Origin of the sequence: Caballeronia udeis (assembly GCF_001544555.2) — a bacterium.
GTDB classification, from domain to species: domain Bacteria; phylum Pseudomonadota; class Gammaproteobacteria; order Burkholderiales; family Burkholderiaceae; genus Caballeronia; species Caballeronia udeis.
This window is the reverse complement of the sequence record NZ_FCOK02000096.1, coordinates 22531-34206: the sequence shown is the minus strand read 5'-3', so window position 1 is coordinate 34206 and position 11676 is coordinate 22531. Positions and strand designations below refer to the sequence as shown.

Below are 11676 nucleotides of genomic sequence, written 5' to 3'. Positions count from 1 at the left end.
GGCCGCCTTCGGTTTGCGTGGCATACATGCTCCTTTGCGACATGTTATGCCTTACACACAAAATTTTGGACAGGCTCAGCGATATGGAGACGAAACTGAAACGTTGAACACAACGCCCAAATGTGTGGCCTACGCCCGTCCCGCTGTTTCCCTTCTTATTCCCTACTGTTGCGACTTTTCCGATATCCCCCTTACGCAGATCCGCGCATGCTCATGCCCTCACAATTTCAGGGGCATAGCAATGAACAAGATCAAACGATTGTCCAGCGGCGCGTTCCTATTAACGGCATTCGTTGCACTCACCGCATCTGCCGAACCGAACCACGATTGGACCTACAACGGCGAACACGGACCCGAACACTGGGGCGAAATCAGCAAAGATTTTCACGCTTGCGAAAGCGGTCGCGCCGAATCTCCAATCGATATCGAGGATGTAAAGAAAGCCCCCGCCGATATGCCCCGGCTCAAAGTCAACTATCATTCCCTTCCAATCGATATCACCAACACTGGACACTCTGTCCAGTTCAACGCGGCACCCGGCGCCGACAGCGTCACCCTTGGCGATCACGCTTATCAACTCGTCCAGTTCCACTTTCACTCTCCCGGCGAGGAACGTTTCGCTGGCAAAGAAAGCGTGATGGACGTCCACCTCGTTCACCATTCCGACGACGACAAACTTCTCGTGCTCGCCGTCCAGTTCAAAATCGGCGATCAACCCAATCCTGTCATCCAGGCCATGCTGGATCGCATCCCCCATGAGAAGGGTGCCGAATTCAAGGTGAAAGCCGTCATGGTCAATCCGCTCGACCTTCTGCCCAAAGATAGGGGCTACTACACCTACAGCGGCTCGCTTACCACACCGCCCTGTTCGGAAGGCGTGACGTGGATCGAGTTCAAAGAACCCGCGACCATTACCCAGCAACAACTCGATGCCATGCAGCGCTTCTATCACGGCAATCAACGTCCAGTGCAAGCGCTGAACGAACGCGATGTCTGGGAAGTGAATTGATTCGCCTGCGCTAAGAGATCGCTATCCTGCAAGGCGATGCGGTGACGATTTAAAAAAACAGCGAGGCCGTTTCAACGCACGTTGAAACGGCCTCGCTGTTTTACCCAACGCTAAAACCCGCTGTTATCGCGTGATGAAAATGCCTCACCCCGCACGGTATCAAGCGCCTTGCCACGCGTTTCCGGTAGCAACAACGCCGCGACTATAACCAGCAGATACCCCGTCCCCGCCACCACGCCAATCGCTTTGACAAGCGACATTCCCTGCGAAAGCACGCCGACGAGTATCGGGAAAAACGAGCCCAGTCCGCGCCCGAGGTTGTAGCAAAAACCCTGTCCGGAGCCGCGAATCGCGTTCGGATAAAGCTCCGATAAATACGCGCCCACGCCCGCAAAAATCCCCTGCACGACAATGCCGAGCGGGAAACCGAGCAGCAGCATGGCGTGGTCGGTAATGGGGATCATCGTGTAGATCATCCCGAGCAGAAATGAGCCAATGGCGAACAGCACGAACGACGCGCGCCTCCCGATCCTGTCGCAGAGAATGGCCCCGAGCACATAACCCAGAAACGACCCGACGATCAGCACGACCAGATAACCGCTGGTGTTGAACACGGACAAATGGCGCTCGGTCTTGAGATACGTTGGCAGCCACGTGGTGATGGCGTAATAACCGCCGAGCATGCCGGTGCACAACGCGCTGCCCAGCAGCGTTGTCTTGAGGTGCGAGCCTTTGAAGATATCGGTGAACGTGGCGGTTTCAGTGCCGGCGTCGCGAGCGCGGCGTGTCGCGATGTAGATGTCGGGATCGCTGACGTTGCGGCGAATATAGAGGATCCACAGCGCCGGCAAGATACCGATCCAGAAGCACGCACGCCAGGCGGTATCTTCGGGCAACAATGCGAAGAACGCCCAATAGAGGATCGCCGCCGCCCCCCAGCCGAATGACCAGCTGCTTTGCACAGTACCCACGGCTTTCGCCCGATGCTGCGGTGAACGAATGGTCTCGGCCATCATCACGGTGACCACGGACCACTCGCCGCCGAAGCCCACGCCCTGCAGCGTGCGCGTGGCCAGCAACTGTCCGAACGAATGCGTGAAGCCGGAAAGAAACGTGAAGAATGCAAACGTGCCGATCGTCCATTGCAGCACGCGGACGCGGCCGTACCGGTCGGAGAGAATGCCGGCGAGCCAGCCGCCAATAGCCGATGAAATCAACGAGCTCGTCGCGATCATCCCGGCTTCGCTCTTCGTCATGCCCCACGCGGAGATCAGCGTGGGGATGAGGAACGAGTAGATCATGAAGTCGAAGGCATCGACGGCGTAACCGCCGAAACCTGCGTAAAGCGTGCGGCGCTCACGCGTCGTCAGCTCGGTGAACCACTCGAACGCTCGCAATCCGGTCTCCCGTTCAAAGCCTGCCATGCAGGCGCAGGAGCATTCTACGGTGCGTCGTCAAGCGAGAAAAGCAGGCCAAAAAAGAACCCGCTTGTAGGAATTCATACGGTGTTGATGCCTATGGTCACCGGCCATCGAACCAGCGCTTCTATCTCACACCACCGCGGTTTCAGCACTCGCACGCTCGATCTCGATCCGGCTCTCATGGAACCCGGACACCGACTCGCGATGCGCGACGCTGACAATTGCGGCATTCGGTAACGCATCGATGATCGCCGTATAGATCAGCAACTCGTTCTCGGCATCGAGCGCGCTGGTGGCTTCATCGAGGAACATGAAGTCGGGCTTGTGCAGCAACACGCGAGCAGCCGCCAGCCGTTGCTGCTCGCCCGGCGACATTATCTTCGCCCAGTGTCCCGACTCCTCCAGGCGCGTGCCGTACGCGTTCAGGTTGCAGGCGCGCAAGGCTTCGCGGCAGGCTTCATCGGAGAAAACGTCCGCTGCCGACGGATAAGTCAGTGCCGCCTTCAACGTGCCGATCGGCAAGTAACTCTGCTGCGGGATGAACATCAGCTTGGCGTCGACGGGGGCGTCGATCGTGCCGTCACCAAACGGCCACAGGCCGGCCAGCGCCCGCATCAACGTACTCTTGCCCGAGCCGGACGGACCTTGCACCAGCCAGCGCGAGCCCGGCTTCACCACCACATCCGCGACGTTCGCGAGCGGCGTACCGTTCGGCAACGCGAGCTTCAACCCGGTCGTGGTCAGCGCGCTGGTGCTGGCGTAATGCAGGTTGATGCCGCCGTGGGCAGTCGCCGGCGAAATCGCTTCCCTGATGTGGGTGGAGCGCATGACGCGCTTGAATTCGCGCAACCGGTTCACGGTGGCGCGCCATTCGACCAAGGTCGAATAACTGTTGATGAACCATGAAAACGAGTCGCTGACCGTGCCGAACGCCGAGCTGATCTGCATCAGCACGCCGAACGAGAACGCGCCCGCGAAATAGCGGGGCGCGGCGACCATGATCGGGAAAATAATCGCGATCTGGCCGTAGAAGGACAGCACGAAGGTCATCCGCTTCGTGTACTTCATGATCTGCCAGTAGTTCTGGCGGATCGTCTGGAAGATGGTCTTCGCGTTTTGGGTTTCCGTCGAGACACCGTCGTAGAAGGCGATCTGCTCGGCGTTCTCGCGAATGCGGATCAGGCCGAAACGGAAGTTGGCCTCCACCTTCTGCGCCTGGTAATTGATCGATACCAACGGATGGCCAAAGCGCTGGATCACGAGCGAGCCGAGCACCGCGTACAGCGCGGCGGCCCAGACCATGTAGCCCGGAATGGTAAGTGGCGTGCCGAACAACGATAAGGTCAGCGCACCAGCCAGCGTCCACAGGATCGTGATGAAGGTGACGAGCGTGACGAGCGTGGACAACAAATCCAGCGACAACGCCAGCGTGGTTGTGGCGAACGACTGCAGGTCGTCGCTGATCCGCTGGTCGGGGTTATCGGCGAGACGATCGCGTTCTATCCGATAGAAGGCTTTGTCTCCGAGCCATTGTTCGAGGTATCGGTGCGTCAGCCACTGGCGCCACCGGAAGCCGAGCATCTGGCGCAGGTACCGGCCGTACACGGCGAGCAGGATGTACGCGAACGCGAGTCCCGTGAAGACCAGCAGCAACTGCGGAAAATCGTGGACGTTTTTGCTCTGCAGCGCGTTGTAGAAGTCCGCGTTCCATTTGTTCAGGCGGACGTTGATGTACACGACTGTCATGTTGATCGCGATGATCGCGACCAGCAAAAGCCATGCAACGCCGCGTTCTTCCGATACCCAGTAAGGCTTGATAAGACTCCACGCCGACACTTTGTCGCCGTTTTGTTCTGTGTTGCCGGGAGGTGTGGTGGTCATGAGCTTCCTGAAGACGTGCCGGCTCGGCGGCAGGTTGTAACTTGGCGGTATCGATGCGGATGGTCCTGCTCCGTCTCAACGATCGTAAGAGACCATTAAAGTCGGCGCGCCGGAGCATTGTTTCGGGCGTGGCTTAATTGTTCCTTAATCCTCGCCCGGCTGAGCGACCAACGCAATGCAACAGCGAGGCGCTTACCATACGCGTGTGCTGCAGGCGAGTCCCGCTGTTCGCGGCATTGTGCCAGAGTGCGCCCGGAAGGAACGAAAGGGAACGAACGGGAACGAAAGGGAACGAAAGGGAAGGCGGTCCGGTTCCGAATGCTGCGGCCCCTGGCTTTTCCCCGTTTGCGGGGCGTTTCGCTTTTATGTTTTAATGATCGACGACGAAACAGGGGTGCTTCGGCACGCGTCTCCCGACTCATGAGAAGGGGAAAACGCGCGGCGAGGCTGAGAGAGTCCCTTTGCACCCGATCCGGGTAATACCGGCGAGGGAAGTTTCCGGAAACCGCCGCGTTTCCAGTTTCTTCCAGTATTGGCTGGCTCAGGAGCCGCAGGTCATGCGCTCCGAGGCCGCTTTCTCGCCGTGGTTTCGTCCCTGAAACAGGTTTTGTGCGCCGCGCGTGCAACCAGGGTTCGAAACGGGCATGACTCCCGACCTCGATTTCCGTGCTGTGTGCTCCGTGCGTTCTGCAGCGTTTGCTGAGGAGGCATCGTCATCGTGAACACCGTTGTGCATTCCACTCACTCCCGTGCGTCCGGGCGAGACGATTTTGCCGTCGTCGGCGGTGGCTTGTGCGGGCGACTGGTCGCCTGGCTGCTGGCGGGCGCCGGGCATCGCGTGGCGCTGTACGACCGCGGCGACGCCGCCGGCACGCAATCCGCGGCGTGGGTCGCGGCGGCAATGCTTGCGCCGCTCGCCGAGGCCGCCAGCGCCGAACTGCTGATCACCGAGCTCGGGGCGGCATCGCTTGAGCGCTGGCCGGGTTTTATCGCCGATATGCCGGAGCCGGTGTTTTTCCAGCGCAATGGCACGCTGGTCGTCTGGCATGCCGGCGACCGCGCCGAAGCGCCGCTGTTCGAGCGGCGTTTGCGCGCGAACGCGCCTTCCGGGCTGTTCCGGGACGGCTTTGTCAAACTCTCCGGTGCGCAAGTCACGGCGGCGGAGCCAGCACTGGGTACGCGCTTTCCGCAAGGCTGGCTGCTGCCGAACGAAGGCCAGCTCGATAACCGGCAGGCGCTGACGGCGCTGGCGGCGGGGCTGGCCGAACGAAATGTGGATCTTCACTGGAATACCTCAATCGATACCCCGCCGGACGCGCGTTTTGTTATCGATTGCCGCGGGCTCGGCGGGAAACCCGCGTGGCCGGCGTTAAGAGGCATTCGCGGCGAAGTGGCGCGCGTGCATGCGCCGGGTATCGGCCTGAGGCGGCCGGTGCGCTTGCTGCATCCGCGTTATCCGCTTTATATCGCGCCGAAACAGGACGACCTTTATGTGATTGGCGCAACCGAAGTGGAGGGCGAAGACATGTCGCCCATGACCGTGCGCTCTGCGCTCGAACTCCTGAGCGCGGCGTTCGCCGTGCATCCCGGTTTCGGTGAGGCGCGCATCCTCGAGCTCAATTCGCAATGCAGGCCGACCTTGCCCGACCATCGCCCGGCGATTGTCTGGGACGGCGCACGAACCTTGCGAGTGAACGGGCTGTATCGGCACGGATACATGATCGCGCCCGAAGTTGCCGACTCCGCCGGCGCACTCGCCGAAGCGCTGCTCGGCGGCGTGATCTCCGATCCGGATTCCTTTGACGACTGGCGCCGCCAAGCCCGCTGGTCCGCCTTGCTGCGCTGTGAACACGCGGCGCCCGTGCTTTGACTTTCATCATGAACATTCACATCAATCAGCAGCCGTTTTCCATGCCCGACGCCGCCACCGTCACCGACGCCCTCGCGGCTTTCGGCGCAAAACCGCCGTTCGCCGTGGCGCTGAACGGGCAATTCGTCGCGCGTGGCGAACATGCATCGAAGGCGCTTGCCGCCGGCGACAAACTCGACATCGTCTCGCCGGTCGCCGGCGGCTGATCCACAAACAGGAATCGAATCATGACTTCCACCATCACCACAGCCGATACCCTCACGCTCTACGGCACGTCGTTCCCGAGCCGGGTGCTGCTGGGGACATCGCGCTATCCGTCGCTGCAGTCGCTGTCGGATTCCATCGATGCCGCTCGTCCCGGCATGGTCACCGTCGCGTTGCGGCGCCAGTCGAACACGGGTGAGGCCGGTTTCTTCGATGTCCTCAAGCGTCACGGCGTCGCGTTGCTGCCCAACACGGCCGGTTGCCAGACCGTGGACGAAGTGCTGACCACGGCGCGCATGGCCCGCGAACTCTTCGATACACCGTGGCTGAAGCTCGAATTGATTGGCGACGACTACACGCTGCAGCCCGATCCGATCGGCCTCGTGGAAGCCGCTGGAATACTGATCCGCGAAGGTTTCAAGGTGCTGCCGTACTGCACGGAGGATCTGGTGATCGGCCGGCGTCTGCTCGATGTCGGCTGCGAAGCCTTGATGCCGTGGGGCGCGCCTATCGGGACGGGCAAAGGTGTGACGAATCCCTACGGATTGCGCACGTTGCGCGAGCGGTTGCCGGATGTGCCGCTTATCGTCGATGCCGGTCTTGGCGTGCCGTCGCACGCGTGTCAGGTGATGGAGTGGGGTTTCGACGGCGTGTTGCTGAACACGGCCGTCTCACAGGCGACGTTTCCGCCGCAGATGGCCCGCGCGTTTGCGCTGGGCGTCGAAGCGGGGCGGATGGCCTATCTCGCCGGGCCAATGGCCGAGCGTGATAGCGCACAAGCGAGCACGCCGGTGGTCGGCATGCCGTTCTGGCATCAAGACGGGAGTGCTGCATGAGCATGGTGTTGCTGGATAAGGAAGTATTTTGGCCGCCCGCCGACGAACTGCTGGAAGCCGCCGAGCGAATCCGGCGTCGGCTGGGGGAGTGGCCGGCGGGATCGAAGGCGTGGCGAATCTGCCTGAGCGAGCCTGATCATCCGTGCTCAGGCGATTTGATCGTCGGCAATGTCGAGCCGCTGCCCGACGGAGTGGGGCGGCTGACGGTAGGCGCGGGACAGGCGACACTGCATCTGAATGATCTCGAATACGCGCTGGAAGGCGAATGGTCGGATGATTGGCCGGCCGCGCTGGCGGCGTTCCTCGATTGCGGGTTCGAGCCGCACGACGCGCTTGTGCTGGCGCTCGCGTGGCGTCCGGCCAACCTCGATGAACTCGACGCCTGGCCTGTCGATTTTTCCACGTTCCCGAAGGTCGCGAATTTGCCGGCAGCACCTTCAAAGCCTTTCCCCCATTGCCCGGACAGATTGGGTCTATACACCGTCCTGCCGAGCGCGGAATGGGTCGAACGGGTACTTGACCAAGGTGTTGAAACGGCACAGTTACGCCGCAAAACCACCGATTCCGGCGATCTCAAACGAGAAATAGAACGTTCGGTAGCTGCGGGCGCGAAGCACCAGGCACGGCTTTTCATCAACGATCATTGGCAGGAAGCCATCAAAGCCGGCGCGTACGGCGTGCATCTCGGGCAAGAAGACGTGGACACTGCCGACCTGAATGCGATCTCCGAAGCGGGCTTGCGCCTTGGCCTGTCGACGCACGGCTACTATGAAATGCTGAAGGCGCTGCATTTCAAACCGAGCTATCTCGCGCTCGGCGCGGTGTTCCCGACCACGACCAAAGTCATGCCGACAGCGCCACAAGGTTTGCCGCGCCTCGCCCGTTATGTGCGCCTGCTCGACGGTATCGTGCCGCTCGTTGCAATCGGCGGCGTGAACGGTGCGGTTCTGCGGCAGGTTCTGTCGACTGGTGTCGGAAGCGCAGCAGTCGTGCGGGCTGTTACAGAGGCGCCGGAACTGGCTGCTGCCATTTCTGCGCTGCAACACGAATTCGGGCGATAATGCCCCGCGTTCGGAAAAGAAGTTCAGCCCGCTAAACCAGCCGAAAGGGACCGCCACGACACCCGTCGCGTAGAGGCCCTATAATTCGGCCTCTTGCGTAAAAGGATTGTCAGCCTCCGTGTCAGCTTCTCCCGAGACCTTGCTAGAGCTTCGCGACGTCGATTTCGGCTACGGCGACCGGCTCGTATTATCGAACCTGAACATGCGCTTCAAGCGCGGTCAGGTCGTGGCTGTCATGGGCGGTTCCGGCTGTGGCAAGACGACTGTGCTGCGCTTGATCGGCGGCCTGGTCAAGGCCAGGCGCGGGCAGGTGTTGTTCGGCGGCAAGGACGTCGGCACCCAGACCCGCGACGGTCTTTACGAGCTTCGCCGCAAGATGGGCATGCTGTTCCAGTTCGGCGCGCTTTTCACCGACCAGTCCGTATTCGACAATGTCGCGTTCCCGCTGCGGGAACACACCGATCTCCCCGAAGAACTCCTGCGCGACCTCGTGCTGATGAAGCTCAACGCGGTCGGTTTGCGCGGCGCGCGCGATCTTGCGCCGTCGGAAATATCGGGCGGCATGGCCCGCCGCGTGGCGCTCGCCCGCGCCATCGCGCTAGATCCCGAACTGATGATGTACGACGAGCCCTTTGCAGGCCTCGATCCCATTTCGCTCGGCATTACGGCTAATTTGATCCGCACGCTGAACAGCGCGCTGGGCGCCACGTCCATTCTGGTGACGCACGACGTGCCGGAATCGTTCGCCATTGCCGATTACGTGTATTTCATCGCGAACGGCGCGGTTCTGGCTGAAGGTACGCCGGCGCAGTTGCGGGCGTCCCAGGAACCCTCGATCCGGCAGTTCATCGACGGTGCGCCGGACGGGCCGTTCAAATTTCACTATCCAAGCACGACGCCGCTGGCGGCGGACTTTGGACTCGGAGCAAAGGCATGATCAGCGCCATCGGACGTACGGTGCTCGGCAGCTTCGGCACCATTGGCTACGCCACGCGCATGTTCCTGCGCCTGGTCGTCGAATTCTTCCCGTTGATGCGCCGGCCGCGGCTTGTCACGAAACAGATCCTGTTTGTCGGTAACTATTCGCTGTTGATCATTGCGGTTTCCGGCTTGTTTGTGGGGTTTGTGCTCGGCTTGCAGGGATATCTCACCCTTAACCGATACGGCTCCGAGCAGGCGCTCGGCCTTCTGGTCGCGCTCTCGCTGGTGCGCGAACTCGGGCCGGTGGTCACCGCGCTGCTGTTCGCGGGCCGCGCGGGGACGTCGCTCACCGCCGAGATCGGGCTGATGAAAGCCGGCGAGCAGCTTACGGCCATGGAAATGATGGCCGTCGATCCGCTCAAGGTGGTGGTGGCGCCGCGCTTCTGGGCCGGCATCATCGCCATGCCGATCCTGGCCGCCATTTTCAGTGCGGTCGGCATTTTCGGCGGTTATGTGGTCGGCGTGCTGATGATCGGCGTGGATTCGGGTGCGTTCTGGTCTCAGATGCAAGGCGGCATCGACGTATGGAGCGACGTAGGGAACGGCGTGGTCAAGAGCCTGGTGTTCGGCTTCGCCGTTACGTTCATCGCGTTGTTCCAGGGTTATGAAGCCCAGCCGACACCGGAAGGTGTTTCGCGCGCGACCACGAAGACGGTGGTGTACGGCTCGCTGGCCGTGCTCGGGCTGGACTTCCTGCTGACCGCGCTGATGTTCAACTGACTACTCCGGCCGGGACGCTCTTTGCGGGGCGATTCTGCTCACCGGTTCGTGGATGTTGTGAAGGACACGGTCCTTCACACAAAAAACTGCGACAAGATTCTTTGGGAAGACGATGAAAAAGACTGCTGCTCTCGACTTTTGGGTCGGCCTCTTCGTGGTGCTGGGCTTCATTGCGCTGTTATTCCTTGCATTGAAGGCGGGCAACATGAGTTCGCTGTCGTTTCAGCCGACCTACGCGGTCAAGCTGAAATTCGACAATATTGGCGGGCTGAAGCCGCGTGCGCCGGTCAAGAGTGCTGGGGTGACGGTGGGCCGCGTGGATTCGATCGGCTTTGATCAGAACACCTATCAGGCGTTGGTCACGATCGATATCGACAAGCAGTATCAGTTTCCGAAGGATTCGTCCGCGAAGATCCTGACGTCGGGCTTGCTCGGCGAGCAGTACATCGGCCTGGAGCCGGGCGGCGACGACCAGATGCTCAAGGCCGGCGACACCATTTCGATGACGCAGTCGGCGGTGGTTCTCGAGAATCTGATCGGGCAATTCCTGTACAACAAGGCGGCGGATTCGGGTGCATCAAAAAGCCCGGCAACGCCCGCCACGCCTGCCGCACCGGCTTTCCCGGGTGCAGCGAGCGCGATGGGCGCGAGCGCGGCCGCTCAATGAGGCGGGCCGGGCAAATCCAGATTCCAGGCAGTCGAAGGCGGGCCGATCTCGCAGTACGGGCCTGCCTTCGGGGTAGCATCAATAAGGAGAAAAAGAAATGCAGGCAATGCGCGTAAACAGCGTGGCTGTGATGATCGCAGTGGCGGCGCTTGCCGGGTGCGCAACTGTCACGACGCCGACCAAGGGCGATCCGTTCGAGAGTTACAACCGGACGATGTTCAAGATCAATGACAAGATCGATGAGGTCGCGCTCAAGCCGATTGCGAAGGGTTACGTGTACGTTACGCCGCAGCCGGTGCGCGACAGCGTCACGAATTTCTTTGGCAACATCGGCGATATTTATACGGCCGCGAACAACCTGGTGCAGTTGAAGATTGCCGACGGCGTGTCGGACATCATGCGCGTCGTGATGAACTCGATCTTCGGTGTGGCGGGCTTGTTCGACATAGCGAGCGTTGCCGGGCTGCCGAAACACACGCAGGACTTCGGCTTGACGCTTGGCCATTACGGCGTGCCGGCGGGTCCGTATGTGGTGCTGCCGTTGCTGGGACCCAGCACGGTGCGGGATACGGCGGGTACGGTTGTCGATTATTTCGGCAGTGTGACGAGCTACGTGGACCCGACCTGGTTCCGCACCACGTTGTTCGGTGTGCAACTGGTCAACACGCGGGCCAACCTGCTTGGCGCAGGTGATGTGCTGTCCGGGGCCGCGCTCGACAAGTATTCGTTTGTGCGCAACGCGTATCTGCAGCGCCGCCAGTATCTTATTGGCGGCGACAACAGCGCGAGCGCAAGCAGTGAATCGCTGCCGAAGTACGAAGATGTAGGCGGCGGCGCGGCAGCGGGCGCGGAGCCTGCTTCCGCAGCTGCAGCCGCGTCAGGATCCGAAGCGGCTTCCGGTGCGGCGGCTGCGAGCGAACCGGGCGCGACTTCGGTGCGGCCGGACCAAATGGTGCCGCCGCGGGTCCCGTCATTCCCGTCGTTCAGGCTGCGATAAGCGTGGATAATGGCGGCCCGGTAATATAA

Annotated in this window: 11 protein-coding genes and 1 riboswitch; of the genes, 9 read left to right on the top strand and 2 right to left on the bottom strand. The window is 61.2% G+C overall.

Annotation, left to right across the window (positions count from 1 at the left end):
* The first annotated feature begins 241 nt into the window (after positions 1-241).
* Positions 242-1009, top strand: coding sequence for a carbonic anhydrase (locus tag AWB69_RS39855; protein ID WP_062092269.1), 768 nt, complete (start codon positions 242-244; stop codon positions 1007-1009).
* 110 nt (positions 1010-1119) lie between these two features.
* Here AWB69_RS39855 and AWB69_RS39850 read toward each other — a convergent pair whose 3' ends face one another.
* Positions 1120-2406 (bottom strand): MFS transporter, encoded by a 1287-nt coding sequence (locus tag AWB69_RS39850; protein ID WP_062092275.1) that lies wholly within the window; start codon positions 2404-2406, stop codon positions 1120-1122.
* Positions 2407-2559: 153 nt separating this feature from the next.
* Positions 2560-4311 carry an ABC transporter ATP-binding protein/permease gene (locus tag AWB69_RS39845; RefSeq protein ID WP_062092268.1) on the bottom strand — a complete coding sequence of 584 codons (1752 nt, stop codon included), beginning with the start codon at positions 4309-4311 and terminating at the stop codon, positions 2560-2562.
* A gap of 380 nt (positions 4312-4691) precedes the next feature.
* Positions 4692-4822, top strand: a riboswitch (TPP riboswitch).
* Between the two features lie 207 nt (positions 4823-5029).
* Between AWB69_RS39845 and AWB69_RS39840 the strand changes: the two genes are divergently transcribed.
* The 8 genes from AWB69_RS39840 to AWB69_RS39805 all read left to right on the top strand — a co-directional run bounded on the left by AWB69_RS39840 (position 5030) and on the right by AWB69_RS39805 (position 11647).
* The gene (locus AWB69_RS39840) at positions 5030-6181 is read left to right on the top strand and encodes an FAD-dependent oxidoreductase (protein WP_231937387.1); all 1152 of its coding nucleotides are present in this window, start codon (positions 5030-5032) and stop codon (positions 6179-6181) included.
* 8 nt (positions 6182-6189) lie between these two features.
* The gene (gene thiS, locus AWB69_RS39835; protein WP_062092273.1) at positions 6190-6387 is read left to right on the top strand and encodes a sulfur carrier protein ThiS; all 198 of its coding nucleotides are present in this window, start codon (positions 6190-6192) and stop codon (positions 6385-6387) included.
* A gap of 21 nt (positions 6388-6408) precedes the next feature.
* Positions 6409-7221, top strand: a complete 813-nt coding sequence (locus tag AWB69_RS39830; RefSeq protein ID WP_056355552.1) for a thiazole synthase — start codon at positions 6409-6411, stop codon at positions 7219-7221.
* Between the two features lie 2 nt (positions 7222-7223).
* On the top strand, positions 7224-8282 hold the full coding sequence (gene thiE, locus AWB69_RS46465; RefSeq protein ID WP_075644074.1) for a thiamine phosphate synthase: 1059 nt from the start codon (positions 7224-7226) through the stop codon (positions 8280-8282).
* A 118-nt stretch (positions 8283-8400) separates the two neighbouring features.
* The gene (locus AWB69_RS39820; RefSeq protein ID WP_062092267.1) at positions 8401-9219 is read left to right on the top strand and encodes an ABC transporter ATP-binding protein; all 819 of its coding nucleotides are present in this window, start codon (positions 8401-8403) and stop codon (positions 9217-9219) included.
* Positions 9216-9983: a lipid asymmetry maintenance ABC transporter permease subunit MlaE gene (gene mlaE / locus AWB69_RS39815; protein WP_062092266.1), complete on the top strand. Its 768-nt coding sequence runs from the start codon at positions 9216-9218 to the stop codon at positions 9981-9983. The genes AWB69_RS39820 and mlaE overlap by 4 nt, the downstream gene beginning before the upstream one ends.
* A gap of 112 nt (positions 9984-10095) precedes the next feature.
* The gene (gene mlaD / locus AWB69_RS39810; RefSeq protein ID WP_062092265.1) at positions 10096-10650 is read left to right on the top strand and encodes an outer membrane lipid asymmetry maintenance protein MlaD; all 555 of its coding nucleotides are present in this window, start codon (positions 10096-10098) and stop codon (positions 10648-10650) included.
* Between the two features lie 97 nt (positions 10651-10747).
* On the top strand, positions 10748-11647 hold the full coding sequence (locus tag AWB69_RS39805) for an MlaA family lipoprotein (protein WP_062092264.1): 900 nt from the start codon (positions 10748-10750) through the stop codon (positions 11645-11647).
* The last annotated feature ends 29 nt before the right edge of the window (positions 11648-11676 follow it).

Excerpts from the sequence above, each read along its gene's own strand:
- AWB69_RS39855 (WP_062092269.1), top strand. The coding sequence starts at position 242 with ATGAACAAGATCAAACGATTGTCCAGCGGCGCGTTCCTATTAACGGCA.
- AWB69_RS39845 (WP_062092268.1), bottom strand. The coding sequence starts at position 4,311 with ATGACCACCACACCTCCCGGCAACACAGAACAAAACGGCGACAAAGTG.
- thiS (WP_062092273.1), top strand. The coding sequence starts at position 6,190 with ATGAACATTCACATCAATCAGCAGCCGTTTTCCATGCCCGACGCCGCC.
- AWB69_RS39830 (WP_056355552.1), top strand. The coding sequence starts at position 6,409 with ATGACTTCCACCATCACCACAGCCGATACCCTCACGCTCTACGGCACG.
- thiE (WP_075644074.1), top strand. The coding sequence starts at position 7,224 with ATGGTGTTGCTGGATAAGGAAGTATTTTGGCCGCCCGCCGACGAACTG.
- mlaE (WP_062092266.1), top strand. The coding sequence starts at position 9,216 with ATGATCAGCGCCATCGGACGTACGGTGCTCGGCAGCTTCGGCACCATT.
- mlaD (WP_062092265.1), top strand. The coding sequence starts at position 10,096 with ATGAAAAAGACTGCTGCTCTCGACTTTTGGGTCGGCCTCTTCGTGGTG.
- AWB69_RS39805 (WP_062092264.1), top strand. The coding sequence starts at position 10,748 with ATGCAGGCAATGCGCGTAAACAGCGTGGCTGTGATGATCGCAGTGGCG.